Here is a 26,445-nt window from a genome sequence, read left to right as displayed (position 1 = left end):
GCATGGGCCGGGACTCCATGGAGGCGTATCTCCAGCTGGCTCAGCAGCACGACCGTGCCAAGGGGCCGGACGATGGGGACTGGGCGCACCTGGCGGGCCTGCTGGGCGAGGACGCTCCGGTGGCGGCGAGCGCGCCGAGGACCGGGCCAGCATGCAGTTCCGTTCGGGGCAGCGGCACGCCGCGAACGCGCAGAGGGTGGAGAACGACCCGGCGAGGCTGTTCACCGAGGCCGTTCTGCACGGTCTGAAGGCCCGCCTGTGTGACGACGTCGCCTCGCTGGACAGCTACCTGCCGCCGCACGTCGCGGAGCTGGCGAGGAAGGTCGCCGGTGTGCTGGAGGAGCCGCAGCCGGCCACCGCGTAACGGCGGGGCGCAGCGTCGTTGGACGCTGCGCCCCCGAGCCGGTCCCTGAGACGTCGGGCGGCCGGACCGGACAGGCCCGGTTCGCGGCCGCCGGACGGGACGGGTCAGTCGACGTCGGTGGTGCCGGCGGCGCCGCGGGGCCGGTTGCGGGCCCACCTCTTGAGGTCGCCGACGCGGAAGAGGTGTTCGTGGCCTCGGTGAACCGGGGCTGGGAAGGTCCGACTTACCGGTGTTCCTGGCCATCACGGCCGTCGCCGGCCCCGCCCTGTTCTGGGCCTACATCGGCCTCGGCTTCGGGCTGAGCAAGACGGGCTGGGCGGCCGGACTCGCCCTCACCGGCATCCTCACCACCCTCACCTACGGGTGGCTCCTCGCCTCCTCCAACGGCCACGGCTTCTCCTACTGGCTGTTCCTCACCCTGATCGTCGCCACCAACCTCGGCGCCTTCTGCGTCATGCCCTACGCCCTCGTCCGCGGCACCATCGGACGACGCTGACCTTCCAAGGCCGTCCTGCTGCGCCTCGTCCCTCCCGCGCACGCCACGCCTAGGACTGCCCACCGCCCTCCGTGCCCACCTGCCGACGAACTCCTCCAGGGCGCGGCGCTGCTGCTCCTCGCGGGCGATCTGCCGGGCGAGGACGTCGCGGTCGATGTACGGGTCGACGGCGGCGAGGACCAGGCGCTGGAGTTCGTCCGGCTCCAGCGCTTCGACTTCCCACTGGACCGGGTGCTCGATGTCGAAGCCGTAGCGGCGGGCGAAGGCCGGCCGCCGCGGGTCGTCCCGTTTGCCCTCGGTCGCCGGGAGAGCGTACGCGCGGACCTGTTCGTGGGTGAGCAGTACCCGGGTGACCGAGCTCCAGCACCCCGTGCGCTCCACCCAGTCCCGTTCGATGTATTCGCCCGAGCAGTTGCGTTCCCGGATCCATCCACCGACCTCTGTCATGGCTCCCCCTCCGGGGACGGTTGGGGTGGCTGGGTGAATCAGGCGGGGAGGGTCATCAGGAGGAGGGGGTCGGTGGTGGGCTGGGGGGATCCTCCGGCAGGTTCGAGGGTGAGCCCTACGGCGCCGGCGTCGGCGGGGTTGCCGGTGAGGATGACGGTGCCGTCGTGGTCGATGAGTCCGGCGGGGCGCATGATGCCGTCGTGGTCCAGCCACAGTTGGTAGGTCTTCCCGGCTCCGGGGGCGGGGAGCCGGGCGGCGGTGAACACGGCCTTGTTCTGCCGCTCGGAGGACACGACCGTGGTCAGGGCGCCGTTGGCGGCCCGGCCGTGGACGGCGCGGGCGTCCGCGGCGGCGAGTACGGAGCTGATCGTGTCGAGTTGCTGCTGGGCCTGGCGGGCCTGGGCCTTGAGGTCCTGTCCGTCCTGTGTCTGCCACACGGCGATGCCGCCGAGTGCGGCGGCTGCCACGCTGGCTGCCAACGCCAGGGGGACGGCCCGGCGGGTCAGGATGCCACCGCGGGCGGGCGCGGGGGCCGGGGCGGGGGCGGGAACGCGCGGCGGGAGTTGGCGCACCTCGTCGATGGCGGCCAGGACCTGTTCCTTGGCCGCGGGGGGCGGCGGCTGGGCGACGGCCGCGGCCAGGCGGGCCGCGGTGGCTTCGAACTCGGCGGCTTCCTGCCGGCATGCCTCGCAGTCCTGGAGGTGGGTGGCGAAGTCGTTGCGTTCGGCGTCGTCGAGTGCGCCGAGGGCGTAGGCGGCGGCGAGGGTGTGGGTGTCGGTGGCGTGGTGTGTCATGTGGTCACCCCCATGCAGTCGCGGAGCCGGATGAGTCCGTCGCGCATGCGTGTCTTGATGGTCGGAAGCGGTGTGCGCAGGGCTTCCGCGACTTCACGGTAGGTCAGCCCCCGGTAGTAGGCCAAGGTCACCGCCTGGCGCTGGAGTTCGGTCAGGCTCCGCAGGCAGCGGCGGACCTGCTCGCTCTCCAGGCGGGTCTCGACCTGTTCAGCGACCTCGTCGAAGGCGGTGCGGTGTTCGCGGGCGGCCTGGGCGTGCTCGCGGTCGGCGGCGGCCTGGGCGGAGCGGACCCGGTCCACGGCCCGCCGGTGGGCGATCGTCGCGGCCCAGGTGGTGACGCTGCCGGCGTCGGAGCGGTAGCGGGCGGCCTGCCGCCACAGGTCGATCATGACCTCCTGGGCGACCTCCTCGGACTGCGCCCGGTCGCGCACGACCTTGACGACGATCCCGAACACCATGGGCGCGAGGGCGTCGTAGAGCGCGGAAAAGGCCTGCTTGTCGCCGTGGGCGACCTTCTGCATGGTCTCGGTGAGGTCGCGGCGGGCAGGGTCGGAGGGACGGCCGGTGTTGAAGGGGATCGGTTGGTTCACCCGCGGGGCTCCGGCTGTGGAGAGAAGGCGAAGAGGCGGCCTGGGGCGGCCGTCAGAGGGCAGGGCGTCCATCGCATGCCGGTCCTTGTGTCGTCGCTGGTGCGGGACCGGACCGCCCCCGGGGCAGTCCGGCCTGGGAAACCTGTGCGTGTTTCGCCTGTTCTTCGTAGCCGGCGGGTCTGCGGATGGGAGGCCGCCTCGTCAGCGCCTGCGCATCGGGACTCACCCGTTGGGGGGAAGCCGGGCCTCTCGGCCAAGCCGCCCCGGAAACGGCAGCGAAAGCCGGGTGTGAGGAAGCCCGAAGGCGTGTACGGGGGTTCCTCACCGGCCGAGCGGGACCTCTGCGCGGCCGTGCATCCTCACGGGAGGTATGAAGACATGGTTGATGTGCGACGCGGTCTGGCCGTGGCCCTGGCGGCAGGTGCGGTGCTGGTGGCGGGTGCGTCGGTGGCGTCCGCTGACGCGGGGGCTCAGGGCGTGGCCGCGGGTTCGCCGGGCGTGGCCTCTGGCAACGTCATCCAGGTGCCGATCCACATCCCGGTCAACGCCTGCGGGCAACACTGTGAGCGTCATCGGGCTGCTGAACCCGGCCTTCGGCAACACCTGCGTCAACGCCTGACCGTCCGCCGCGGGCACGTGCTCCGGTCCGGCGCCGTCAAGACGGGGAGGCGCCGGCCGGTGACCCGGTCCGGCACGTTGCCGTGCGCGGCTCTGGGGACGCGCTGCGTGCGCGACCGCTGTCGGGCCGGTCGGCTGCGGGTGGCTGTCGGCACAGCCACCCGCAGTACGTCCTGTTCATCCGGTTTGCCAGGTGAGGACCGCAACGACCTGCTTACCGCTGCCCGAGCGGCTGACGAAGAGGTCCGCGCCGAGAGCTCGGACGATCTTCAGGCCGCGGCCGCCCGGCCCGATCCGTCGGGCCGGGTCGTCGGGGCGTCGGCCCGACAGATCCGGGGAGCCGTCGCCGACGGCGATGCCCGCCCGTCCCGGCTGAAGGCTCACCGTGAGCGCGTAGGGGCCCTGCGCGTGCAGGACCGCGTTGGTGACCAGCTCGGAGACGATCAGCACGAGGTCCTCGGCAACCGCACGCGGGCAGACGTCCGGTTGCAGGGCCAGCATCCGGGTCACGCTGCGACGGGCGTGCGGGGCGGCGTGCGTGCCCGGCGGGAGCGGAAGGTGGAGCGTGGCCGGACATCCGCAGGGTGTGATGACGGTGTCCATGATCATTCCTCGCGATCGGCAGCGTCCACGGACGGGGCGGAAGGTGCGGTGAGGGACAGGAGCGGGGTTCCGGTGGTGCCGGAACCCCACGACGGCCCTGCAGGGGCTACCACTTGTCGTGGCAGTTCCAGTGGCCGGGCACCCAGTGAGTGGTGTAGTGGGCGGGCACCCAGTGCTGCTTCCAGTAGCCCTTGCCCCACCATCCGTCGTGCCACTTCCCGTGGCGGTCCTGGTAGCCGTGGTGCCAGCTGCCCGGGTGCCACTTCCATTCCCAGTGGCCCTTGACCCACTTCTTTCCCCACTGGCCCTTCACCCAGTTGCACCGCTCGTGGCGGTCCCACCGGTCGTGCCGGTGGTCCCGGTCGCTGGTCACCGTCGAGGACGCCGCTGACGGCGCCGGTGTGGCGTTCGCCGTCGCGGAGACGCCCAGCACGGACGCGCCGGCCAGCAGCCCGGCCGATGCCGCGCCGGCCACGAGCCTGCGCATGTTCACGGATGCGGTCACCGCTCTCACCTCCCTTGAATCCTGCCGATCGCGGAACTCGGTGTGCTGCGGGCCCCGTCAGGAGCCTCACGCGAAGGATTCGGGGCAAACGGGACTAAGGATTGTGTCAGCGGATTAAATAGTGAAAGTCGCCCGGCTGGGTGGCATCCGGGAGCCCATCCCGGCCCCGCCGTGGCGTCGAAGCACCGCCGTACACCCGTCCAGGACGGGGGTCCGCGGGCTTCCGCAGGGCCGCCGGGCGGCTTCGGCCGCCGTGATCGGAAGGCGCCCTCGTGGTGTGGAAGTTCCATCGGGCAGGGCCGTTGGCCGTGTTGCTGCTGTGGCTGGTCCTGGCAGTCGCCGCGGGCCCGTACACCATGCGTCTGGGCGAGGTGGCCCGCTCCGGCCAGGAGCTGCAGCTGCCGGCCGACGCCGAGTCCGCACGGGTCGCCCGTCTGCTCAATCCGACCGCACAGGACGAACCGCTGCCCCTCGCGGTGATCTGGACCCCGCGCGCGGACGGCGAGCAGATCACCGCGGGCCAGCAGGAGGCGGCCCGTCAGGTCACCGCCCGCCTGGCGGGCTCCGCCGCCGCCCCGGTTCTGGCTGCGGACGGCCGGGCGCTGACGGCGGTGATCGCCGCCGGGCCGGCCGACCTGGCCGCGCAGCTGAAGGTCATCCGCCGGGCGGCCTCCGAGGTCGGGGCCACCAGCGTCGACCTGGCGGGCCCGGCCGCCGCGCAGGCCGACCTCGACGCGGCGTTCGCGCAGACCGACGCCACCTTGCTGGCCGTCACCCTCGCCGGCGTCCTGCTGATCCTGCTGGCCGTCTACCGCAGCGTCCTGATGCCGCTGCTGGTGATCGCGAGCGCCCTCGTGGCGCTGGCCGCAGCGTGCGCCGCCCTGTACGTGCCGGCCCGGACGGGATGGCTGGCGATCGACGGCCAGACGCAAGGCATCGTGTTCGTCCTCGTGATCGGCGCGAGCACCGACTACGCCCTCCTGCTGGCCGCCCGCCACCGCGAAGAGCTCACCCAACGGCCCGATCCCGCACGTGCGATGGCAGCCGCGTGCCGCGCCACCAGTCCACCGGTCCTGGCCAGCGCCGCGACGATCGCCTGCGCCATGATGACCCTCGCCTTCAGCGACCTTCCCGCCGAGCAGGCGCTGGGACCGGCCGTGGCGATCGCCGTGGCCTGCAGTGCCGCCGTATCCCTGACCTTCCTCCCCGCCGTCCTCCTCGTGTGCGGACGGCGGACCCTGCGCCCCTCCCCCACGACGGAAACGGGACAAGGCGGCCGGCGGTCGCGAGCGGGCCGTGCGATCGAGTGCCGGCCGCGCCGGGTGTGGACGGGCTGCCTCATGCTCCTCGCCGCAGGAGCGGCGTGCGCCCCGCTCCTGACGCAGGCCGGAGTCCCCCTGCATCAGGCCCTGCCGGCCGGTTCCCCCTCCGCCGCCGGGCAGCACGTCCTCGCACGCCACTTCCCCGCCGGCACCGCCAGCCCCCTGATCATCGTCATGCCCGCAGCCGACGCCCCCGAGGCGCGCAGCCGGATCGCCAGGACGACCGGTGTGGCAGCCACCACCATGGCCCCGGCCCCGGCTCGATCAGCCGGCCAGGTCGACGTCCTGGCGACGCTGGCGCACGCCCCGGACAGCGCCCCCGCACGCGACACGGTGGCCGCCTGCGCACGACGCTGACCGGGACCGGGGCACTGGTCGGCGGGCAGAGGGCACAGCTCACCGACCACCACCGGGCCTCCGTCGACGGCCACCGGCTGATCATGCCGCTGGTGCTGGCCGCCGTCCTGGCCGTCCTGATCGTTGTGCTGCGCTGCCTGCTCCTGCCCCTGCTTCTGGTCGCGGCCGCGTGGATCAGCCTGCTCACCGCGTTCGGGGCCGCCGCGCTCGCCTTCAAGCCGGCTACCGGCAGCGCCGCCACCGAGCCGGCCGTGGTGCTGTTCTCCTTCGTCTTCCTCGTCGCCCTCGGAGTGGACTACAACATCTTCCTCGTCCACCGCATCCGCGCCGAGGCCGGCCGCCACGGCACCGCGGCCGGGGTGCGTCGGGCCATGGCGACCACGAGCGGCGTCATCAGCGCAGCGGGACTCATCCTGGCCGCCACCTTCGCCGCGCTGACCGTGATGCCCCTGCTCTACCTCGCGCAGATCGGCTGCATCGTCTGCCTCGGCGTCCTGATCGACACACTCCTCGTCCGCCTCTTCCTCGTCCCCGCGCTCATCCTCGACCTCGGCCCCCGCACCTGGTGGCCCCCCGCCTGCCCGGCGACAGCCCGGTCCCCGGCAGCATTCCGCGCCCGCACACCGGCGACGGCGACCGCCCCGCCCCCGCTCCCGTGCCGTGACGGCAGCACCACCGGACCGTTCACTCCTTCGAGGGGCACACCCATCCGCCAGGTGGGGGCTTCCGAATGGCAGGTGTGAGCAGCTTCCGCAGCACCCTCTCCCGCGCCGCACGAGGCGCGCTGGCCGGTCTTCTGGCCGCGTTCACGGCGCTGGCCGTGGCCGAGCTGGTCGCCGGACTGGTGAGGCCCGCGGCGGGACCTGTGACCGTGGTGGGCGGCGCGGCGATCGACCGGACGCCTGCCGCGGTGAAGGACTTCGCGATCCGCACGTTCGGAGAGAACGACAAAACCGTCCTCCAGCTCGGAATCCTCGCGATCCTCGCCGTCATCGCCGTCGCACTGGGCGTCCTCGCCCTCTCCCACCGCCGGACCGGCGCGGCCGGCGTGCTGGTGTTCGGGATCATCGGCTCCGCCGCGGCTCTCAGCCGTCCGGACTCCACCGGCATCGGCGATGCACTGCCCTCGATCGCCGGAGCCCTCGCCGGAGCCCTCGTCCTCTACCTCCTGGCATCGAAAGCCGTACCCGCTGCGGCCCCCGCCGGTGCGGACGGGCAGGGGGGCAGCAAAGAGTGGAGCAGGCGCGGATTCCTCGCCGCGGCCGGTGTGACCGCTGTGGCGGCCGCCTCGGCCGGCGCCCTGGGCCGGTTCTTCACCGGCCGCCAGGGCCAGGGCGCGGTCGCATCCCGCACCAGCCTGGTCCTGCCCGCTCCCGCCTCCCCGGCCCCCGCTGTCCCCGCGGGCGTCCAGCTCAAGGTGGCCGGCATCAGCCCCTTCACCACCCCCAACGCCGACTTCTACCGCGTCGACACCGCTCTGACCGTTCCCAAGGTCGACGCCGGCATCTGGCGACTGCGCATCCACGGCAAAGGCGTCACCCGCCCCCGCACCTACACCCTCGAACAGCTCCTGGCCCGCCCCCTGATCGAGCGCGACATCACCCTGACCTGCGTCTCCAACGAGGTCGGCGGCCCCTACCTGGGTACCGCCCGCTGGCTCGGCGTCCCCCTCGCGGACCTCCTCCAGGAGGCCGGCGTACGGCCCCCGTCCAGGGGAGGGAAGGCCGATCAGCTGGTGGCGCGCTCGGTGGACGGCATGACGCTCGGCTCCCCGGTCGAGGACGTCATGGACGGCCGCGACGCGATGCTCGCGGTCGGCATGAACGGCGAACCCCTGCCGTTCGACCACGGCTTCCCCGTCCGCATGCTCGTCCCAGGCCTGTACGGATACGTGTCGGCCTGCAAGTGGATCACCGACATCGAGCTCACCACCTTCGACGCCTACGACCCGTACTGGGTGAAGCGGAAGTGGGCCCGGCGCGCGCCGATCAAGACCCAGGCCCGCATCGACACCCCCAAGCCGTTCGCCCGCCCCGCCGCCGGCACCGTCGTCGTCGCCGGTGTCGCCTGGGCCCAGCGACGCGGCATCACCCGCGTCGAGGTCCGCATCGACGACGGACCGTGGCAGGACGGCGACCTCGCACCCCAGGCCACCGTCGACACCTGGCGCCAGTGGTCCTACCTCTGGAAAGCCACACCCGGCGGACACACGATCACCGTCCGCGCCACCGACGGCACCGGCCAGGTCCAGACCGAGCAACGCGCCCGGACCATCCCCGACGGAGCGAGCGGCTGGCACAGCGCCTTCGTCACCGTCCCCTAGACCCCCGGCCGGCCCACCACAGGGCCCGGTCCGGCAGCACCACCCCCGAAACCCTCACAACCCTGACAGACCGACAGAAGCTCAAAGGGAGCAACTGATCATGAACAGCATGAAGATCCGCCGCACCGCCATCACCGTCGCCGCAGCCGCCCTGCTGCCCTTCACCCTCGCCGCCTGCTCCGACTCCAGCGACACCAAGGCCGCCCCCACCGCGGCCGCCGGCGACCAGGCCAAGACCGGCGAACGCAGCCCGTCGGACGACTCGATGACCGGCGACCAGCCCTTCGGCGCGGCATGCGCCGGCGTCCCGAAGGAAGGCGCCGGCTCGTTCGACGGCATGGCCAAGGACCCGGTCGCCACCGCCGCCTCCAACAACCCGGCCCTGTCCACCCTCGTCGCCGCCGTCAAGCAGGCCGGCCTCGTCGACACCCTCAACAACGCCAAGGACATCACCGTCTTCGCCCCGACCAACGACGCCTTCGCCAAGATCCCGAAGGCCGACCTCGACAAGGTCCTCGCCGACAAGGAGCAGCTGACCAAGATCCTCACCTACCACGTGGTCGGCCAGAAGCTCACCCCCAAGCAGCTGGAGAACGGCTCCTTCGAGACCCTGCAGAAGGGGATGGTCACCACCAAGGGCTCCGGCGAGGCCTACAAGGTCAACGCCACCTCGAACGTCGTCTGCGGCAACGTCAAGACCGCCAACGCCAACGTCTACATCGTCGACACCGTCCTCATGCCCAAGTAGCCCGCGCCAGGAACGATCTGTGCACGGCCGGTGGCCCTGCTTCCTTCCCCGAAGGGCGCAGGGCCACCGCCATGGCCGGCCTCTATGCGTGGATCGGCCAGCCGGCCCGGCCCGGCGCACTGGTCCCCCGTCGGGACCGGTGGCGCGGGACGGGTGTCAGGGTGCGGCTACTTCTGGTTGATGGGCAGAGCCAGGTCGGTGACCTGGTACCTGGTCGGGAAGGCACCCTTGCCGGTGGCCTTGCCCGTCAGCACGTCCACCGCGTAGAGGCGGTAGGTGTTGCCGGTGCCGATGGCGGCGTAGCCGTGGTTCGTTCCGGCCATCGGGTTGTAGTAGATGTCGAACCCGGCGTCGAGGGCGGCGTCCACGCCGAGGTTGCCGGTGGGGGCGAGCGTGCCGGCGTTGGCGGGGGACTGCAGGGAGATCCGGTCGGCCATCGTGTCGAGGTCGAACAGGGTCGTCGCGGTCGCGGCGTTCAGGTCGTTGTTGGTGTAGGCGGCGCCGGTCACCCCCATCGCGGTCGACGGCGGCGTGGTGGGGTTGGTCAGGGTGCCGTCGATGGTGGTGGTGAGCGGCGCCGCGGGGTCGTCGATGTTGTGGCGAAGGTTCTGGCCGGTGTTGGAGATCACCCGCAGTCGGTTGGCGGCCGGGTTGAAGTCCACCCCGAACGCGGTCCCGGCGAGTGCGACGGTCAGCTGGGACACCTTCATCGCCCGGGCGTTGGTGGTGCTCAGCGTGTAGATGCCGCCCCGGTCGCCGACGCCGTACAGCTTCTCGTTCTGCACGCGGAAGTCGATACCGACCAGCTTGGTGTCCCCGGCCAGACCGGCCACCCGGCCCAGCGACCAGGTCTTGGACGGCTTGTTGACGTCGAACTCGACCAGACGCTGGTCGCTGGTGAGCCCGATCGCGCTGAGGGCCTTGTGGTCGTGGGCGGGCAAAGTCTGGGGCGGGGTGTCGGAAGCGGCCAGGGCGGGCGCCGCGCACAGAGCGGCGAGCACAGCAGCGGAAACGGCGGTCACGGTGCGGTTTCGCATAGTTCCTCCAGTTATTGGCCATTGGTCGGGGTGGCCGACGGCTTGTCCTGGATTCGTCACCGTGGCCGCGGTGGACAGGCCACCTGGGGGAAAGCCACCCAGCCGGCCCAAGCAGCACACGAAAAGGTGCTCCAGCCGGGTGGTATCGGCGCGTCGTGACCCGCTTCCGGGTCCGGCAGGTGCACAGGCGTGGGGACGGTGCGTGCATGGAATCTCCTCCAGGCTGGCAGCCGACGGACTGCGCCGGACTCGAACTCTGCCGCGCGGGCAACACGGTCCGCGGGCTACGCCTGCTGGGCTGGCACGAGGCGCTGCCCCGCTCCCTGGCCGCCGTCCTTGCCCCAGGGCCGGCCACCGGCCTCCTCAAGCCGGTGGGAGCGGACGGCATCGAGGCGACTCGGCCATTCCTGTGAATCGGCAGCGCGGAGTTCGCGCCCGGTATGCGTCCAGGCACCTCACACCCGGGAAGCAGGGCAGGCGCCCGATGCGAGACCGGTGCGAACGAACGGAACCCACCGGATCCCGGCGGACTTCCGGCTCGACCTGACCGCGACCCCGCCGATCCTCGCCGCGGCCCGCCCGCAGAAGGCCGGCGGCCAGGAGGCGGAGATGCGTGGCCGGCCCCGAATCCGGTCGCCCGGCCGGGGCTCCCGGACCTCGAACACATCCGTCGGGGTGACGATCTCGAAGAGCCGCGCCACTGCGCGGAACCGAGCCCTGCAGCACCAATCGGCAAGCGTTCTTCAGGTGGAGAGCCGGCCCGCGGCGGCGAGGAGGTCGAGCATCGGCGCCAGGCCGCAGCAGCGCGGCCGGAACCGCCCGTCTGGATTCGACCGGGTCTGACCCGGCCCGAGGGCCATGCGTCATGTCCTGTTCAGTGGATCGGTGCCGGGTTCGGTGGTCGGCTGTTGCGCCATGCGGTGGGCGTGGTCGCGTAGGCGGTGCGGAAACGACGGGTGAAGTGGCTGTGGCTGGTGAAGCCGCAGCGTGCGGCGATCACGGCGATGGGAAGGTGGGCGTGGCGGGGGTTGGAGAGCATGCGGCGGGCGAGTTCGAGGCGTTCGTGGATCAGCCACTGTTCAAGGCTCATACCGGCCCGGTGGAACGCTTTGTAGAGGTGGCGGGACGAGACGTGGTGGGCACGGGCGATGGCTTCCACGCAGAGGTCGGGGTCGGTCAAGTGGCGTCGGGCGTAGGCCTGGACGCGCGTGAGCAACGAGTCAGCCATGGCGTCGCGCGCCAGTGGGTTCTGGCTGGGGAGGGCTGCCGATGCGAGGAGGGCGCGGACGAGCTCCACTGTGGCGCCCGCCAGGGCGGGAGCCCCGGGATCGGTCTCGAGGAGGCCCGGCCGGCGGAAGAGGCCCTGTAGATGGCCGCGGACCAGGTCGTGCACGGGGCTGGAGCGCAGGCGAAGGGATGCTCGGACCACGGCGTCCACCGACAGGCCCAGCTCGTCCATGTCGATGGTGAGGGCCTGCGAGGCACCGAAGCCGGACCAGCCGTACGCACGGGGCGCCAGCTCGTGGAAGACGCACACGTCGGACGCGTCGAGCGTGAACCGGCTCTCACCCGACTCGGCCAGGCCGACCCCCGATGTCTGGAGGGAGACCGACACCACCGGACGGTCGCGGTGCCTGCGCACGTGCCAGGCGGTGCGCCGGACCTCGAAACCAGTGCAGCGCATTTCGAAGAGGTCGAGGCTCCCCACGCGCCAGCCCTCGAAACGCGCCCTCATGCCCGTGTCCGGTTCTTCGTGCCGGATGCGGTTGGGCACGGAGGTGTCGGTCATCGCGTGGTGGAAGGCATCCACCCGCTCGCGCGGCGGAACCGTATCCAGATCAAGCAGTAGCACCCGGCTCTCCCCCGCCCGTTCCCGATCACCTGCCGGACCATTGTCACCCAGCAAGATCAAGAGCATGGCGCCCTGGGGCCAGGAGCGGGCGGTCAGGGACAAGCCGGCACCTCGGCGCGCGATGACACTGGCACGGCACCACCGACTACGGCAGCAGCCACCCATCCGGGCGTGGCCGCTGCCCGAGCAGCAGGCACGGCTGACCGCGCTGATGCCCGACTGCCGCTCGCCCCTTAGAAAAATGATCATGATTGGTTTCGTCAACACGGTGAGGGAAGACATGGGTTTCACGCGGCTTCGGGCAGGAATGGTTGTGGCGGCATGTGTGGTGGCGGGAACCATGGTGGGGCCGTCGGCGACGGCCGCGTCACAGCCGCCGAACTGCAACCCCGGGTTCCTGTGCCTGTACCGGGACCGCTCCTTCGGCAGCGGGCAGCTGAACATCGTGTCGCACAACCTGGCCAACGCCAACACTCCCGGCTACTCCAGAAGCCTCGGCCTGTTCAACAACGTGACGTCGTCGCTCTCCAACCAGACCAACATGCGGATCTGCCTGTCCAGCGGACAGAACCGCCAGGGCAACGTCATGGCAGTCGGACCCCACGAGAACTGGGACCAGCTTCCGTTCTGGGCCGAGGACGACATCGAGTCCGTCTACAAGTGCTAGCAAGCAAGCACTGACCCAGCACCCATGACCGCCCGGCCTCCGCCGTCAACAGGCGCAGGAAGTGCTTCTCCGGCGGGCACCGAGCGCGGCGCGGGCGTGCGGGCGTGCGCGCTCACCGCCACCGGCTCGGAGGCCGCAGCCGGGGCCGGGGCCGGGTCGGGAGCAGCCGGGGCGGGGGCGGAAATGTCCTGTGGTGCGGCGGGCGCCGGGTTCGGGGCGGGGGTGGGCCGGGCGGCGGGCACCCCGGCCGTCGGGGCGGGTCCGGCTGCCGGTCCGGCGGCGGGCTGGGCCAGGAGAGCGGCGACGGCCCGGTCCACGCCGACGCCTTGGCCGTGCGCGGCAGTCAGGAAGGCGGCGACGTCGACACCCTGCTGGTCGAGGAGGGCCATCTTGGCGGCCATGTCCGGCCAGGCCGGGGAGGCCAGGATCGCTTCGCGGACCAAGCCGCCCGGCATCGTCTTCGTGAGGAGGTCGGCCCGGCGGTCGGTGCCTGCCGCGGTGATGCGCCGGAGCGAGCTTCTCCTCCCCCCTCGGCGAGTTCCTCCTCTTCGCCCTTGTGGGCCTTCTGGGCGGCGCGGCGCACGGCGTCGGAGATGGTCAGCATCAGCCGGAACGCCGCCGCGGCGGTCTGGGCAGCCTCCGCCATGGCTTCGGCGAACGGATCGACGGCGGCGGGGTCGGGGGCGGGGGTGGTCAACGGCGGGCTCCTCGCAGGCGGTCAGCGGGACTTCCCCGCACCCGGCCGGGGCGGGCCCGGTGGACGGGGCGGCACACCGGTAACGGCCCCAGGCGCGGTCGGGCCACGGCCCGCCACCCGTGCGGTGCGCGCGGTGCGCGCCGGGCCCGTACTCGAGGGCGGCGCGCCGGCCGTGGCGGCGGCATCCCGCAGCAGCCGCCCGGCGTCCGCTGCGGCCTTCGCCTGCGCGCGGTAGGCCTGTGCCTCGTGCCACAGCCGGGCGGCCTCCACCGCGTCCACAAGCGCCACCAGGAGGGTATGGACCACCACCGCGCCGCTGCCCCGCGCGGTACGCGGCGCGTGTTCCAACGCGCGCGCCGACGCCCGCCAGCCCGCACGCGCCAGGCCCTCCAACGACCGCTCACCTGGCGCCCGGCCGGCCTGCTCGAAGGCGTCCGCCGCCGACGTCAGCCGCTCACGTACGACAGCGGGTGCGTGCGCGGCCGCGGCAACTAGGAGGTCGCCGAGGGCTGCCACGTCCCCGGCTCCTTCCGCCCGCCCCGAGGCGGCCCGGACGGCGGCCGCCTCGCGCACCAGGCGCTCCGCCTGTGACCAGTCCGCCGGGCCGACGGCGGGCTCGTAGCGCTCCCGTACGCGGGGCAGCGACAGGTCGTAGGCGAGGGAGCTGCCGGAGAACCAGACCGGCCTGGTGCCGTGGTCCGCGCGGTCGCCGGGGAGCGCGACCGCGTACCCGGCGAGGGTGCCGTCGTCGCCGTGGCGCTCGCGCACGCGGAGACCGGCGTCGCGGAGCCGGTCGAGGAAGTCGGCGTCGTCGTGGGCGAGCGCGGCCGCGGTACGGACGGTGCGCTGGAGGGACTCCCTCGCGGTCTCCAGCAGGCCGCGGCGGCCGGCCTTCGCCAGCTCCCCCGTCGACGGACGGCGTAACGCGGTCCGGTCCTGCGGTGACATCGGCGTCAGCCCCCACCGGGCCTCGAAGGCGCGGGCGGCGGCGTGCATCGCGAGGATGTCGCCGCGCAGCCTCGGCTGGCGGCCGTCGACCCTGGCAAGGGTCTCGACGAGGTGGATGTGGTCGGGTGCGTGCCGTACGGCGGCCCACCGGCAGGCCTGTTCGTCGCCGTACGGGGCGATGCCCGCGGCGTCGGCCATCGCGGCGGCGACCTCCGCCCACTCGGCGTCCATAAGGGGCCGGTCGCCGGGCGCGTTGCGGACCGAGACGTGCCACACGTGCTTGTCCGGACGGTCCCCGCGCAACGCCTGGACCGGGGCATCCAGAAGGTCCGCCAGCCCGCCCAGCGTCGTACGGCCCAGGTGGCGCCGGGCACGGCAGATGAGGGTCCCAGGCCGCCACGAGGTGGGGGACGAGGTGCTCGTCGCGCTTGCCCGGACCAAAGAGGCACTCCAACAGCTTGTAGGTGTCGTCGCCCATCTCCGGCTTCTTCGGCATCACGTGCGGGCCCGGCGTTCACCCATCACCGCCACCGTCGCCGCCTCCACCCGCACCACCGCAGCGCGGGCACCGGCCACCGCGTCGGCCAGCCCCGCCCCGATCACGCCGTCGAGGCCGAGAGCATCCAGGCGGACCGCGACCTCCCGCAGGCCGGCCCGCGCCTGAACGAGCTCGCGCAGGACGTCCGCGCGGTCAGCGGAGACCGGCACCAGGACGTCCTACGCGACCGCCATCGTCTGCCGGCCCACCCACCCCGCCGCCGACATCCCCTCACGGACCGCAGCCGCGCACGACCTCCAACTCGGCCGGGCTGAACGCGACACCCACCCGCTCCGAACGCCGGACCCCGCTCTCCCGCTCACATCGGCGGCCACCCTCACCAGCCATCGCCTGCCACCCCATTTCGACCACGCCCGGACGCCGAAAACGGCCCCGGGGGTCCGGGGCCTTATCAAGATCAGTTAGTGCGTAATGTTCCATTCCGCACTAACTGGCTGCCATTCTTGATGCTGAGGAAATCCTCCCAGCCCGCTGCACAAGCCCTCCCGAAACCGCCTGCCCGGCATGTCGGACGACAGCAGAGTGTCAGTGGCTGACGGCATGAGATGTCAGTGATCAGCGACATGAAGCGTGTCAGTAGGCGGTGACGACTCGGGGAGCGTCCGCAGGCTGTAGAGCACGTTGTTGTGGAAGCGGTTGATGAAGAGGGCCGCCGGTGATCCCCCGCACGAGATGAACCACGCTGGTTCACACCCGCGCGGGGCCGAGGCGCGTCGCGGGCCGCCCGGAGTGACTGAACCGCAGCAGTTGCTGGGGAATCCCGATGGGCGCACGGTGGAAGAAAGGGAAGCCCCCGAAAGTGAGTCCGTCATGCGACGACGCAAGGGTGCAACCTCGTGCACCACCTTGATTGCCGCGCTTGCCTTCGTCGCGGCCGGCACCGGAAGCGCGATGAGTGAACCGGAGCCGCCTCCGCCCTCCACCGCTCCAGCGCCCTACGCCCAGGAGATTCCTACCGACACTCCCGAGGGTCTTGCCGAGTACCTGACGTTCGCCTTCGGCAAGATTGATGAGTACTGGAAGAATCACTTCACGCAGGAAAAGCTAACGGGGCCGTCCACGTACTACTCACTCATCGGATCCGGGCAGGAGTCCGTGAGCCGGTGTCTGCCTGAGCCGATACAGACCAACACGCGGAACTACTTCTACTGCTCGGCGGACACCTGGACCAACGCCGAGGGAACCACCTACACGGGTGGGATCCACATACCCGTGGGCTCTGCGATGAGCCTGCAAGCCGACACCAGCGCCTTCGCAGTAGCCACTGTGGTAGCGCACGAGTACGGCCACGAGGTCACCCAGGAGTACATGACTCAGCTGAACCTGCCGGCCATCGTGCAGATGAAGGATGGTGCACCCGTCTTGGACGAGAACGGCAGCACCATTCCGGTGAAGGAGTCCGAGCTCATCGCGGACTGCTTCAGCGGCAACTGGGCCAAGGACGCCTTCAAGCAGAAGATGGTCGGCCACGCTGACCTGCAACAGGCAGTGCAGGCGCTCATTTCTGCGGCCGACACCACCATCGGTGCACACCAGCCGCACGGTAACAAGTCCGAGCGCACCGCTGCCTTCACATTGGGCTACAACACAGGCTCCCCGCTCGAGTGCGCGCAGCGATACTGGGTCACATACGTCTGGCCCTGATACAGCCGCCGATCCCACTTGATGACGGAAGCCGCGTCTCTGGCCGAGTGACGTCACGTCGCCCACTGACACTTTCGTGTCGCCCGACACCCACACACGAAGCGACGACCACCCCATGGTTGAAGGCGAGGCACCTGGCACGTGCGGCTGCCCTCGAAGATGCTCTGATGTGCCAGCGCAGAAGGTGTCGAAACGGCCCTGTACGGGGTCTCTACTCCACGTACTCTTCCGCGTCATCAGCGCCCGCAAACCGAGATCAGGCTTGCGGGAGGCGTGACCGTCACCCCGCCGAAGAACGGCATGACCCTCTTCATCGGCGCCAACAACAGCGGCAAGTCGCTCCTCCTGCGTGAGCTGTCGGAGCGGGCCACGAACCCCACGATGGTGTCCGGCAATGCGCACTGGGTACAGGACGCCCAGGCGGAGAACCACGGGACCAGCGCGGAGTTCCTGAAGTGGCTCTCAGACCGCGGGCACCGCTCGTGGTGTCTCCAGGAGGGCGCTCCTGTGCAGTACCGCATCGGAAGTGGTGGATCCCTTACTGTGGATATGGTCACCCAGTGGTGGGAGCACGGACGCTACAACGAGCTTCGACCGTTGCTCATGCGGGCGCAGTGGACGGACACTCGGCTCCAGGTGGAGGCCCAGGATCCGCTCTGGGACTTCCGGGAGCCTGTATTCGGCGGGATGGGCGAGAGCCACGTGGGCGGTGGTTTCGGGAGCCGCTTTGCTCCGTCCGTGCAGGAGACGGGCAACTTCTTAGGCCCAAGATCGGCGGCGAGAACGGGAGCCACCCTGATCGAGTGATGTCTGGGTGGGAGTGTCTGCGGTAGCGGACGGACGTGGGCCAGTGGTTCGGTGCTCTGGGCCCTGCCGGTCCGTGTCCCTGACAGGCGCGGCGCGGACCGGCCCGCCTCTTTGTGAGCGCTTCAGGCGCTGTCAGCGGTGGGTGCGATGATCTCCGAGGCGGGCGCGAGCACGCCGTCTTCTCGACTCGGGGGTGGCTCGGTTGAACACGTGGCAAGAGCTGTCGGCATCGGTGGAAGATCGCTTGGCAGCTATGTCGTCAAGCGAGCGCGCCGTGTTCGCAGCAGGGGCCGCAGAACGGCTCATGAGGTGGCATGAAGCCCTGCCCGAGGAGGAACGAGCGCCGTTCACGATCAGCCTTCGGCCCCTGTTGAACTCCGTGTGGGAGGGTTCCCTCGGGGACTCGACCGCCTTCACGGCCGTGAAACGGGGTGTGGCCGAGTACATGCTCTGCGATTACTGCCACAACGATGGCCAGGACGGTCCCGAGGACGCGGACGACAACGCGGCCGCTGCGACGCTCTATGCCGCGCACGCCTACCTGTTCGAGTGCCGGGACTTCGCGGTTTGGGCCAGTCGACGGGCCGTGGACGCTGTGGACGAGCAGCTTGAGCACCTCGCCGAGCAGGAAGAGGACCTTCCCGACCTCGACGAGGCAACCGTTGCCGAGCTCCAGCGACAACTACGCGATCTCGACCTCATCGCGAACCACTCGAAGGACCTGCGGTTGGCCAGTCTGGGACTGCCCATAGACACTTCGATCCGGCTCCGAGTGGAGTTGCAGACTCCTCTTTCCCGCAGGGACTGACCGAGCGGAAGGCGATAGGGTCCGCGATGGCTGCGCAGAGGCGGGGGTCGCCGAAGGTCTTGTCTCACTCGGCGAACGGTGAGTTCGTGGCGACCGCGGTCGCCTTGCATTCCTCACGCTCGGTGAAGGTCTGGAAGAGGAGCTTGTCGCCCTTCTTGTCCGGGTTGAGATAGCCGAACTCGTCCAGGCAGAGCAGGTCGACCTTGCTGTAGCGGGCGATCACCGACGACAGACGGCGGCCGGCCTCTGCTTCGGCCAGCTCGTTCACCAGCGCCGAGGTGCTCGTGTAGCGGACGGACAGACCGGCTTCGGCGATCGCGATGCCGACTCCGATCAGCAGGTGGGACTTGCCGGTGCCCGAGTCCCCGATCAGGACGAGACTTCAGATCGGCGACGACTTCGGGGCTGACGTTGGGGTTCTTCTCGTAGTCGAAGTCCTCAACTTATCTGGGGTAGTAGCGAAGGATTCTTGCAAAGCTGCTGTTCAAGACGCTGCGGACGCGTCGGGAAGGTGGCTGCGATTCACCCTCCGCCCAGGTTGCCTGCTCTTGTAGGTAATCCGCTGTCCTGTTGGAGTGGTGCTTCCGTAGGATCACGTCATGACTGCCGATGCCCCGCTCACCCGAGAGTCGTTCCGGCGCCTCCATCCGATCAGCACACCCCGGCCGGTGTCTCAGTTGCCGGACCGTGTCTGGACCGACGAGGACTGGGACCAAATCCGGCGCGGATATCACGCCCGGGACATGGATGAGAAGTGGAACGTCTTCGTTGAAGGCGATGTCCTCTTCATGCATCGGAGTTGGACCGGTCACGGCGTCTATGAAGCGTCCTTCGCCCCCCTGACTGGTGGTGGGAGGAGGATCGTCTCTGCTGTGGTGGAGGCGGATGGGGAACGCTATCGGGGCATGGGCGACGAGTACGACTGCCTGATGATGGAGCTGATCATCAGCGCGATCATCCTTGGTGAGCCCGCCGCCGACCTCCGTGCCGGTCTCGTGGAGTTGACTGCCCGGGCTTCGGGAAGGAGCGATCTTCCCTCGGGCGTGGTGCAGCACAGTGTTCTTGGGTTGCGCTCGGAATCGTAGGCTCTGCAGCCCGGCCGGCAAGTGGTGTCATAGTCCTGGGCCATTTGACTGGATCATGCGTTGCAAGCGCAGGATCTCGCCGTGCGCGGCGGCCAGTCGCTGTTCGAGTTGTTGGACGCGCTCGCGGTGGGTGGTGCGCTCACGACGAAGGGCTTCGGTAAGGGTATGGATGACCGTGCCGTCGTCGGCTGAGGGCGCCTGAGGGGGAGGCCGGTCTGCGGTACGTTGCTGGCAGCGCAGGGTTTCGATGCGTTTGCGCAGGTCGGTGTTGGCATAGAGGAAGTCCAGGCTGACGCCCGCCGTGCGGGCGACGGCCCGGAAGTTGATCTCCTCGCCTTCCTTGATCAGCCTTCGGATGCCTGTCTCCGCCCGTTGGACGGCCTGCTGGTGCTTGTCCTGGGTGGCTTGCCGCAGGGCGGCGATCCGCCGGTCAGCGGGAGCCACGGGTTCCGGCCGTTTCGTTCAGCCGCTCGCTTATGAGCGTGACGCCCCTTTGTTGTCCGAGGCGCCGGCGGCGTCCTGGTAGCCGGTGCGGCCGAGCTCGCCGGCGCCCCGGACCACGGTGGTGCTGTCGGCTGGCTGGGCTTCGAGGGCGAGGATCTCCAGCTGCATGCTGCGGATCTCGGCGTCTCGCTGTTCCATCCAGACGTTTGTCCCGCTCATCGGCCCGCCGTACCGCTCGGTGTGTCGGGCCTGCCGGGTGGCGACCAGAGATTGGGTCTCGGCGAGTTGGCGCTGGATGTCTGGCAGGAAGGTGCGGTCGGTGGCGAAGTGGTCGCAGCCGTGGCAGGCGTTTCCCTTGTCGCAGGACCGGGTGGGCGGCAGCAGGCAATAGCCGTTGGGCAGGATGCGGTCGGTGCGGCGGTCGAGCTGCACCAGGTCGAGCATGTCGCGGCGGTCCATGCCGATCTCTCGCCCGTCGCGCCCGATCTTGGCCAGGGCGAGGAACTCGCGCTCGGCGGTGCTTGCGAGGGTCGCCGCGTATCGCATCGTCATCTCCGGGGAGAGGTGGCCGAGGTAGCGCTGGACGAGGTGGATGGGGGCGCCGGCGTTGATCAGGGTGGTCGCCTTGGTGTGGCGGAGCCGGTGGCTTCGTGAGTAGAGGAGGAGCTCGCCGCGTGCGTCGCGCAGCTCCAGGTGGTGGCTGAAGTCGTTCAGGACGTGGTTGTAGTTGCTGGTTTCCCAGGACTTGGTGCCGTGCCGGTTGCCGGTGGTCTTCGGGAACAGGTAGCGGATGGTGTCGGCGGGGCCCAGGTGCCAGTGCTCGCGCACCCATGCTTGCTGTTCCCGGATGATCTCGACGACGTCGCGGCCGACGAGGATGGTGTTCGGGGCCGCGTCGGTCTTCGTCTGTTGGTAGCGGAGCCGGGCGACCATCCCGCCCTCGGGGACGGCGGCGGCGTCCAGGCCGGGGATGTCGGAGAGTGGTTCGAAGTCCATCATCAGCACTTCGCTGGCCCGGCGTCCGGTCATGGCCTGGAGGAGCCAGGCCCGCATGACGGCGGGATGTCCGAGTCCGGTCTGCTCGGCCTGGCGGGCGTCGCCGACGACGGTGCGAGTCTGCTCGGCTGGCAGGCCGAGGAGCTCGATGTGGGTGAGCATGCTGCTGAGGTCGGTGTCGTTGATGCAGATGTAGTTGCGTTCGTCCGCCTTGCGGACCTCGCGTTGCCGGGGCCGGTCGCCGGGGCGGAACATGCGGGCGTGGCTGTCGGTGAGCGCCAGCCACCGGGCATCGTCCAGGGCTTCGGCGGCCTCAGCGCGGCAGTCGGTCATGACCCGGTAGAACAGGTCGTGGCGGCTCCGAGCACTTCGGTCGACTACGTGTTCTGGCGGGCGCGCCTGGAAAACCGCTCCTTCCTCGACGGAAGTGTGGCGGTGCGGCTGTTCCGGGTTGGGATGCTGGCCGTCCCCGTCGGCGGTTCCCGCCGCGGCGGGAGCTACGCCGTCCAGCAGTGGCCCGTCGCCGTTGCCGTTGCCGTTGCCGTTGCCGTCCGTGCAACGCTCGACGGCCTGCCCGGCTTCACCGACCGGCGGATCACCCCGTCGCAGGCCGACGACGAAAGCCACAAAGCCGTCCGGGGCGAACCCCCACCGCCCCCGGGGACCGGCATCGCCGCGCGGCTGCGGTTCCACGGCTACAGCCGGTCCGCCATCGACACACATCGCCGCCCGTGCCCGCGGTCGCGGCCGGAAGACACTGTGAGCACGGTTCAGGCCGCCGAGCGTACGGCTGCCACGGCGGCGCTGGATCTGTGCCCACGCGCCGGTACTGGGACCTCTACTACCTCGACCCCACCCCCTTCACCAGCCTGCCCGTCACCGGCGGGGAACTCGCCCTGCTCCAGGAACAGGTCACTCCCCCGGACGCACGAGCGGTCGTCGACATCAGTTGCGGATGGGGTGTCCTGGCCGCGCACCTCGCCCACACGGGGCTCCAGGTGAGCGGCTACGGCTGGTCCGGGCACGCAATCGTCGCCGCGAGAGAACTCGTGGGCAGCGGCCTCCAGCTCACCTTCACCGAACGCGACTTCACCCACCGCAGCGACCCGGAAGCAGCCCCCGGGAGCATCGACCTGGCGGTGGCCGGATCCGCCGCTGGCTGACACCCGACACCGGAACCCTCTACGTCGTGGCCGCCACCGTACCCACCCCCTGCGACCACACTCTCAGCCTCACCGAAGAGGACATCGAGGAACTGCGACACGGCTGGAAGGACAGCCGCCGCTGGCAACTCGGCCCGGACCCCACATACACCGCGCTCGCACTCCGGGACCCCGAGGAGCCGCAGGCCACCGGTTCCTGACCCCCACTGCCGGGGCCGGCCTCCCCCACCAGAGGCGGCAGCAAGCCCAACCCTCGCGGGCGGCGGCGTGAACGCTGCCGCCCCAGCCCTGTCCAAGCGACTCGGCATTCCCCCGGCGAACGCTGCCAAAGCCCTGGGCGTACTCCTCGGGGAGCGCGTGCGGTACGAGACCCGCGCCGGCTACCTCCACCGCGTCCGACACCACCCAGCCCGGCTGGAGGCCTGCCTCGCCACCATCCGACGGCGGATCGCAAACGGACACCACCGCCCCGGCAATGCCCCTGCCGACAGGCCTGCTCGCGCAGGATCTCCAACTCCGCCCGAACCAGATCACCCCGATCTGCACCGCCCTGCACAACGAAGGGCTCGTCGCCGAAAAGGGACCGCACGGACCCGGCTACTACGTCCCCCTACGGACCGGCGGCCGGCCGCCGGTCCGTAGGGGACTGCCTTGTACGCAGGTGCCGTCCGTTCCCGGTGCACGGCCCGTATCCGGACGGCGAGGCGGGCGGTGGCTTCATCCGGCGGCGCGGTTGGTGGACGGTTAACGCCCTGTTATTCGCCCCTCCGATGATCAGTCGTGTTGGTCCTGACCTGGACTGACGCCCGCAAAGACAGCCTGCGGGAATTCGCAACTCATGGAATGTGAGAAGGAAGAATGACGAAGACAATTCTCTCCGCGGGTCTGAAGCTCGCCGAGGTTCTCCTGCCCAGCACGACTGCGTCCGCCGGCTGTGCCCCGACCTGCTGGGAGGAGCGCGAATGTGCGGGAGGTGGGTGCGGGTCCTACACCTGCTGCTACCTCCTCAACTGCAAGGTCAGCTGCGGCTGACCACCCCGAGGAGCGGGAACGTCGCGTCGGCCCGGGACCCGGGCCGACGCGGCACCCGCTCGGGCGACCACCCATGGCTTACTTCATCGTGTTCAGCAGGTCCTTCTTCTTCATGGTGCTCGCGGCCGCCGCCATCTTGAAGATGCGGGACTTCCGTACGTTCGAGCAGCATCTGGCAGGGACGCTGCCCCGCCTGGTCTCCGGAGTTCCCTTCGCCGCCCAGGGAGTCATCGCCCTTGAATCGGCGGGAGCGCTGTCCATGCTCCTGCCCGCCCCGGCGGTCCGGTACGGCTTTGCCCTGATCCTTGCACTCTGCGCAGGCTTCGCTGCATATGTAGTACTCCTCGTACGCGAAGGTGCGGGAGCTTCCTGCGGTTGCATGGGTGAGTCCGACGTACCCGCCTCGCCGCTCCACGTCCTGCGCAACTGCGCGCTCGTCGTCATCGCCGGGGCGGCCACGGCGGGCTCCTGGATCGCCGGCCCCGGTATGTCCGAGTGGGCGGCGCACCACGTGATCGCTGCCGCGCCGGCCATGGCTGCAGCCGCTGTCGTCACGTTCTTCGACGACCTCATTGCATTGTTCACGAACTCCCCGAAGGAATCGCATTGAACTCCTCCATGTCCGCGACGGCGCTGGTGTTCTCCACGCTCGCCTTCCTGCTGTCACTGGTGGTCGCCCGGCGCACCAAGCAGATCCTGGAGTCGGCGGAAGGCCGTCCGGCTTTCGTGACCCCGATCGGAAAGAGCTTCCCCGACATCGCACCTCTCCTCGGCTCGCGAGGCGAGCTCGCCCCTCTGGGTGGCGAGATGGGGAACCCGGTCATCCTGGGTGTCTTTTCGGCCGGATGTGCGGGCTGCGCGGAGGAGCTTCCCGTCTTCAAGGAGTTGATGGTCCGTCATCATGTCCCACGCGAGAGGGCGGTCGCGATCCTCGTTGGCGAGGGAGCCGTGGCCGACGCATTCGAGCTCTCCCTCGGCGAGGTCTGCATCGTGGTGCGGCAGGAGCTGGAGGGCCCCGTGCTCGAACCTCTGGGCATCAGGAGCTTCCCCGCATTCGGCGTCGTCGCGGAGACGGGGAGAATCCGCTCCTGGGGCAGCGGCGCGCTGGCACTGGAGAAGTCCATGACCGAGTTCGCGCGCCGGCCGGAAGATGTCTAGCCGGGTCAGCCCTCACCTGCTCGCATCGGAAAGCACGGAGCGTCTCCGGGCGGCCAGGAAGGGGGCACGCATCGCGGCGATCGTCTTCCGGTGCGGTGGCGCACACCCGTACGTCCTGCTGCTGGCGAGCCTTGCGGGAGGAGCCTTGCCCCCTCTGATGGCCTGGGGGGTGAAGCTGCTGATCGAGTCGCTCACCGATACCGGGCCGGCCACCTCCCAGGGCGCCCTGGCCGTGACGCTGATCGCCGCGTCGGGAGCAGGATCCCTCTTCTTCCCCCATGTCGCCTCCTATGCCCAGGCCCATCTGGACCGTGCCGTCGAGCGGCACATGCAGACGGAGATCTTCGGGCGTCTCAGCCGCATCAACCGGCTGTCGGCGTTCGAGGACCCGGCTTTCCTCAACCGCGTCAACCTCGCTCATCGCACCGCGCACTCGGTGCCCACGCAGGTGGTGGGAGGAGTGTTCGGTTCGCTCCAGTCCGCGACTGCCATCACGGGGTTCGCAGTGGCGTTGTTCGCCGTGCAGCCGGCCATCCTGCTTCTCGTCCTCGCTGCGGCTGCCCTCGTCGTCGTCACCGGACTGGTGACGTCGCGGCTCTCGGCTCAGGCGATGCAGCAGACCATGACCGCCGCCCGTCGGCAGGCCTTCTACACGACGATGCTGACATCGTCGGCGACGGTGAAGGACGTGATGATGCTGGGGCTGGGCGGCTTCTGGCTCCGGCGACTGGACGGTGAGCTGCAGAGTTCCCACGACGCGCTCGCCGCTGTCGACCGCAAGTCCCTGGCCAGACAGATTCCCGTCCTCCTCGTCCACGCGGCGGTCGTTGCGGGCGCGATGCTCTGGGTCGCCTCGGAGGTGATCGCGGCACGCCTGTCGGTCGGGGATGTAACCGTCGTGCTGTCCGGCATCGCGGGCGTCACCGCGAACTCCGCCGCCACGGCGAAGACCGCGGGCAACGCCGTGAAGGGCTTCGTCCTGTTCGACGACTACCTCGCCGTCGTGGACCTCCCCGTGGAGGAGCCGCCGGGTTCGGCAGTTTCCCCCGCTCCCTTGTCGGAACGGATCAGTGTCTCGGACCTGTGGTTCCGGTACTCGCCGACGTCCGACTGGGTACTGAGGGGCGTCTCGTTCGACCTCATGCCGGGAACAACGACCGCGCTCGTCGGGGTCAACGGGTGCGGAAAGAGCACGCTGGTGAAACTCCTGAGCGGACTGTACGGGCCTACCCGCGGAGTGATCCGCTGGGACGGTGTCGCCGTCGACCGATTCGACCCGTCCAGCTATCGGAACCACACGGCCACCGTCTTCCAGGACTTCGCCGCCTACGACCTCTCTGCAGCCGAGAACATCGGCATCGGAGACCACTCCTCCTCCCACGACCGGGAGCGGATCCGCCGGGCAGCGGAGGGAGCCGGTGTCCACGAGTTCGTCGCTGCCCTACCGCAGTCCTACGACACCTTCCTGAGCCGAGCATTCCTGTCGAACCCGACGGCGGAGCATACACCTCCGGTTTCCTTGTCCGGCGGCCAGTGGCAGCGGCTGGCGGTGGCGCGCGCCTTCATGCGGGACGATCGCAGCCTCGTCATCATGGACGAGCCGGGATCTGGGCTGGACGCCGCGGCCGAGGCTGAAATGGCCGGGCGTCTGCGGAGTTTCGCCCCTCAGGCGGCCAAACTGATCGTGTCCCACCGCATGAACTCTGTCAGGACCGCCGATCACATCATCGTCCTCAAGGACGGCGCCGTCGTGGAAGCCGGCAGGCACGAAGGGCTGATGGCACAAGGCGGTGAGTACCGTCGTCTGTTCGAGGCCCAGGCCAGCGGCTACACGGATGCCGCCGACCCGTCCCCCGCCATGGGGAGGCGTGCGTGACGGCAAGTCCGTTCGTCGTGTGCCTCGTGGCCTTCGTGATCCTGGGATCGGCGCTCTGCATCCGGCGGCTCGTGACGTTGGTGGAAGTCAACGGATCAAGCATGTCACCGGACTTCGAACACGGTGATCGCCTCCTGGTAGTCCGCCGGGGAGCGTTCGCCCGGCTCCGGCGAGGCCGGGCCGTCGTGATCGACCGTACGGCGGTGAACATCCCTGGCGAGACCCATACCGGTCGGGGCCTGTTCGTCAAACGGCTCGTCGCCCTGCCCGGGGACCGGATACCGGCCCCGTTCGCCGCGCTGCCCGCATTCCGTGCGGCGAGAAGGGTGCCCCACGCTCGCTACCTGGTTCTCGGTGCGCATCCTGCGAGCGCCGACTCGAAGCAATGGGGGTACGTGCGGGCGGACGACATGTGCGGAGTCGTGATCGGCCGTATCGGCGGAAGCCGGAGCAGAAGCAGGGGGTCGGACTGACCCTCGGCAACAGGTCCCCTCGGCGGGACCGG

At 70.2% G+C, this 26,445-nt stretch carries 30 protein-coding genes and 2 pseudogenes; 20 read left to right on the top strand and 12 right to left on the bottom strand.

Features of this window, described 5'->3' with window-relative positions; genetic code table 11:
• Window positions 1-151 precede the first annotated feature (151 nt).
• Both ACIPW5_RS25970 and ACIPW5_RS25965 read left to right on the top strand, forming a co-directional pair.
• Window positions 152-364 carry a hypothetical protein gene (locus ACIPW5_RS25970; RefSeq protein WP_401249359.1) on the top strand — a complete coding sequence of 71 codons (213 nt, stop codon included), beginning with the start codon at window positions 152-154 and terminating at the stop codon, window positions 362-364.
• Between the two features lie 229 nt (window positions 365-593).
• The gene (locus tag ACIPW5_RS25965; protein WP_401249357.1) at window positions 594-860 is read left to right on the top strand and encodes a hypothetical protein; all 267 of its coding nucleotides are present in this window, start codon (window positions 594-596) and stop codon (window positions 858-860) included.
• Window positions 861-1,345: 485 nt separating this feature from the next.
• Here the strand turns inward: ACIPW5_RS25965 and ACIPW5_RS25960 are convergent, their stop codons facing one another.
• Together ACIPW5_RS25960 and sigK are read right to left on the bottom strand one after the other, a co-directional pair.
• A complete protein-coding gene (locus tag ACIPW5_RS25960; protein ID WP_401249354.1) occupies window positions 1,346-2,101 on the bottom strand; it encodes an anti-sigma factor in 756 nt (251 codons plus the stop codon).
• Window positions 2,098-2,691 (bottom strand): ECF RNA polymerase sigma factor SigK, encoded by a 594-nt coding sequence (gene sigK, locus ACIPW5_RS25955; RefSeq protein ID WP_401249351.1) that lies wholly within the window; start codon window positions 2,689-2,691, stop codon window positions 2,098-2,100. Before sigK ends, ACIPW5_RS25960 begins: the two co-directional genes overlap by 4 nt.
• Window positions 2,692-3,069: 378 nt before the next feature.
• Between sigK and ACIPW5_RS25950 the strand changes: the two are divergent.
• Window positions 3,070-3,310 (top strand): annotated as a pseudogene (locus ACIPW5_RS25950) (chaplin).
• 176 nt (window positions 3,311-3,486) lie between these two features.
• Here ACIPW5_RS25950 and ACIPW5_RS25945 read toward each other — a convergent pair.
• Complete coding sequence (locus ACIPW5_RS25945) at window positions 3,487-3,912, bottom strand: ATP-binding protein (RefSeq protein WP_401249348.1); 426 nt, start codon at window positions 3,910-3,912, stop codon at window positions 3,487-3,489.
• 106 nt (window positions 3,913-4,018) lie between these two features.
• Window positions 4,019-4,417, bottom strand: coding sequence for a hypothetical protein (locus tag ACIPW5_RS25940; protein WP_401249346.1), 399 nt, complete (start codon window positions 4,415-4,417; stop codon window positions 4,019-4,021).
• 308 nt (window positions 4,418-4,725) lie between these two features.
• Between ACIPW5_RS25940 and ACIPW5_RS25935 the strand changes: the two genes are divergently transcribed.
• The 4 genes from ACIPW5_RS25935 (at window position 4,726) to ACIPW5_RS25920 (ending at window position 9,167) form a co-directional block, all read left to right on the top strand.
• The gene (locus ACIPW5_RS25935) at window positions 4,726-6,096 is read left to right on the top strand and encodes an MMPL family transporter (RefSeq protein ID WP_401249473.1); all 1,371 of its coding nucleotides are present in this window, start codon (window positions 4,726-4,728) and stop codon (window positions 6,094-6,096) included.
• Complete coding sequence (locus ACIPW5_RS25930; protein ID WP_401249470.1) at window positions 6,003-6,839, top strand: MMPL family transporter; 837 nt, start codon at window positions 6,003-6,005, stop codon at window positions 6,837-6,839. The genes ACIPW5_RS25935 and ACIPW5_RS25930 overlap by 94 nt, the downstream gene beginning before the upstream one ends.
• Complete coding sequence (locus ACIPW5_RS25925; RefSeq protein ID WP_401249343.1) at window positions 6,827-8,419, top strand: molybdopterin-dependent oxidoreductase; 1,593 nt, start codon at window positions 6,827-6,829, stop codon at window positions 8,417-8,419. Before ACIPW5_RS25930 ends, ACIPW5_RS25925 begins: the two co-directional genes overlap by 13 nt.
• Before the next feature lie 100 nt (window positions 8,420-8,519).
• Window positions 8,520-9,167, top strand: coding sequence for a fasciclin domain-containing protein (locus ACIPW5_RS25920; protein WP_401249340.1), 648 nt, complete (start codon window positions 8,520-8,522; stop codon window positions 9,165-9,167).
• A gap of 167 nt (window positions 9,168-9,334) precedes the next feature.
• Here ACIPW5_RS25920 and ACIPW5_RS25915 read toward each other — a convergent pair whose 3' ends face one another.
• Window positions 9,335-10,204 carry a DUF4394 domain-containing protein gene (locus ACIPW5_RS25915; protein ID WP_401249337.1) on the bottom strand — a complete coding sequence of 290 codons (870 nt, stop codon included), beginning with the start codon at window positions 10,202-10,204 and terminating at the stop codon, window positions 9,335-9,337.
• A 206-nt stretch (window positions 10,205-10,410) separates the two neighbouring features.
• On the opposite strand from ACIPW5_RS25915, the gene ACIPW5_RS25910 reads away from it, so the two are divergent.
• Window positions 10,411-10,617, top strand: a complete 207-nt coding sequence (locus ACIPW5_RS25910) for a hypothetical protein (RefSeq protein ID WP_401249334.1) — start codon at window positions 10,411-10,413, stop codon at window positions 10,615-10,617.
• Between the two features lie 461 nt (window positions 10,618-11,078).
• Here ACIPW5_RS25910 and ACIPW5_RS25905 read toward each other — a convergent pair whose 3' ends face one another.
• The gene (locus tag ACIPW5_RS25905; RefSeq protein WP_401249331.1) at window positions 11,079-11,993 is read right to left on the bottom strand and encodes a helix-turn-helix domain-containing protein; all 915 of its coding nucleotides are present in this window, start codon (window positions 11,991-11,993) and stop codon (window positions 11,079-11,081) included.
• A 127-nt stretch (window positions 11,994-12,120) separates the two neighbouring features.
• On the opposite strand from ACIPW5_RS25905, the gene ACIPW5_RS25900 reads away from it, so the two are divergent.
• Window positions 12,121-12,723, top strand: coding sequence for a flagellar basal body protein (locus ACIPW5_RS25900; RefSeq protein ID WP_401249328.1), 603 nt, complete (start codon window positions 12,121-12,123; stop codon window positions 12,721-12,723).
• Here ACIPW5_RS25900 and ACIPW5_RS25895 read toward each other — a convergent pair.
• From ACIPW5_RS25895 to ACIPW5_RS25885, 3 genes are all read right to left on the bottom strand, one after another.
• A complete protein-coding gene (locus ACIPW5_RS25895; protein WP_401249325.1) occupies window positions 12,720-13,166 on the bottom strand; it encodes a hypothetical protein in 447 nt (148 codons plus the stop codon). The two genes, ACIPW5_RS25900 and ACIPW5_RS25895, sit on opposite strands and share 4 nt — an antisense overlap.
• 275 nt (window positions 13,167-13,441) lie before the next feature.
• A complete protein-coding gene (locus ACIPW5_RS25890; RefSeq protein ID WP_401249323.1) occupies window positions 13,442-14,671 on the bottom strand; it encodes a hypothetical protein in 1,230 nt (409 codons plus the stop codon).
• A gap of 192 nt (window positions 14,672-14,863) precedes the next feature.
• Entirely contained in the window at window positions 14,864-15,076 is a 213-nt protein-coding gene (locus ACIPW5_RS25885) for a hypothetical protein (RefSeq protein ID WP_401249320.1), read from the bottom strand.
• Window positions 15,077-15,737: 661 nt separating this feature from the next.
• Between ACIPW5_RS25885 and ACIPW5_RS25880 the strand changes: the two genes are divergently transcribed.
• The 3 genes from ACIPW5_RS25880 (at window position 15,738) to ACIPW5_RS25870 (ending at window position 18,186) form a co-directional block, all read left to right on the top strand.
• A complete protein-coding gene (locus tag ACIPW5_RS25880; RefSeq protein WP_401249317.1) occupies window positions 15,738-16,571 on the top strand; it encodes a neutral zinc metallopeptidase in 834 nt (277 codons plus the stop codon).
• Window positions 16,572-16,844: 273 nt separating this feature from the next.
• Window positions 16,845-17,378, top strand: a complete 534-nt coding sequence (locus tag ACIPW5_RS25875; RefSeq protein ID WP_401249315.1) for a hypothetical protein — start codon at window positions 16,845-16,847, stop codon at window positions 17,376-17,378.
• Window positions 17,379-17,622: 244 nt separating this feature from the next.
• Entirely contained in the window at window positions 17,623-18,186 is a 564-nt protein-coding gene (locus tag ACIPW5_RS25870) for a hypothetical protein (protein WP_401249312.1), read from the top strand.
• A 64-nt stretch (window positions 18,187-18,250) separates the two neighbouring features.
• Here the strand turns inward: ACIPW5_RS25870 and ACIPW5_RS25865 are convergent, their stop codons facing one another.
• The gene (locus ACIPW5_RS25865) at window positions 18,251-18,556 is read right to left on the bottom strand and encodes an ATP-binding protein (protein ID WP_401249467.1); all 306 of its coding nucleotides are present in this window, start codon (window positions 18,554-18,556) and stop codon (window positions 18,251-18,253) included.
• 229 nt (window positions 18,557-18,785) lie between these two features.
• Between ACIPW5_RS25865 and ACIPW5_RS25860 the strand changes: the two genes are divergently transcribed.
• A complete protein-coding gene (locus ACIPW5_RS25860; RefSeq protein ID WP_401249309.1) occupies window positions 18,786-19,271 on the top strand; it encodes a hypothetical protein in 486 nt (161 codons plus the stop codon).
• A gap of 27 nt (window positions 19,272-19,298) precedes the next feature.
• Here ACIPW5_RS25860 and ACIPW5_RS25855 read toward each other — a convergent pair whose 3' ends face one another.
• Together ACIPW5_RS25855 and ACIPW5_RS25850 are read right to left on the bottom strand one after the other, a co-directional pair.
• Window positions 19,299-19,715 (bottom strand): DUF6262 family protein, encoded by a 417-nt coding sequence (locus ACIPW5_RS25855; protein ID WP_401249307.1) that lies wholly within the window; start codon window positions 19,713-19,715, stop codon window positions 19,299-19,301.
• Between the two features lie 30 nt (window positions 19,716-19,745).
• Entirely contained in the window at window positions 19,746-21,044 is a 1,299-nt protein-coding gene (locus ACIPW5_RS25850; RefSeq protein ID WP_401249305.1) for a tyrosine-type recombinase/integrase, read from the bottom strand.
• Between ACIPW5_RS25850 and ACIPW5_RS25845 the strand changes: the two are divergent.
• From ACIPW5_RS25845 to ACIPW5_RS25815, 7 genes and pseudogenes are all read left to right on the top strand, one after another.
• A pseudogene (locus ACIPW5_RS25845) lies at window positions 20,973-21,449 on the top strand (DUF6302 family protein); the annotation flags it as partial. The gene ACIPW5_RS25850 and the pseudogene ACIPW5_RS25845 overlap by 72 nt on opposite strands.
• Window positions 21,450-21,523: 74 nt before the next feature.
• Window positions 21,524-21,874 (top strand): hypothetical protein, encoded by a 351-nt coding sequence (locus ACIPW5_RS25840; RefSeq protein ID WP_401249478.1) that lies wholly within the window; start codon window positions 21,524-21,526, stop codon window positions 21,872-21,874.
• A gap of 26 nt (window positions 21,875-21,900) precedes the next feature.
• Window positions 21,901-22,074, top strand: a complete 174-nt coding sequence (locus tag ACIPW5_RS25835) for a hypothetical protein (RefSeq protein ID WP_401249302.1) — start codon at window positions 21,901-21,903, stop codon at window positions 22,072-22,074.
• Between the two features lie 905 nt (window positions 22,075-22,979).
• On the top strand, window positions 22,980-23,516 hold the full coding sequence (locus ACIPW5_RS25830) for a MauE/DoxX family redox-associated membrane protein (protein WP_401249300.1): 537 nt from the start codon (window positions 22,980-22,982) through the stop codon (window positions 23,514-23,516).
• The gene (locus ACIPW5_RS25825; protein WP_401249297.1) at window positions 23,513-24,064 is read left to right on the top strand and encodes a TlpA family protein disulfide reductase; all 552 of its coding nucleotides are present in this window, start codon (window positions 23,513-23,515) and stop codon (window positions 24,062-24,064) included. Before ACIPW5_RS25830 ends, ACIPW5_RS25825 begins: the two co-directional genes overlap by 4 nt.
• Window positions 24,057-25,940, top strand: a complete 1,884-nt coding sequence (locus ACIPW5_RS25820) for an ABC transporter ATP-binding protein (protein WP_401249295.1) — start codon at window positions 24,057-24,059, stop codon at window positions 25,938-25,940. Before ACIPW5_RS25825 ends, ACIPW5_RS25820 begins: the two co-directional genes overlap by 8 nt.
• Window positions 25,937-26,413, top strand: coding sequence for a S26 family signal peptidase (locus ACIPW5_RS25815; RefSeq protein ID WP_401249292.1), 477 nt, complete (start codon window positions 25,937-25,939; stop codon window positions 26,411-26,413). Before ACIPW5_RS25820 ends, ACIPW5_RS25815 begins: the two co-directional genes overlap by 4 nt.
• Window positions 26,414-26,445 lie beyond the last annotated feature (32 nt).

It is taken from the genome of Streptomyces sp. NPDC090077 (genome assembly GCF_044747545.1).
Classification (GTDB): Bacteria; Actinomycetota; Actinomycetes; order Streptomycetales; family Streptomycetaceae; genus Streptomyces.
This window is presented reverse-complemented; position numbering and strand designations above follow the sequence as displayed.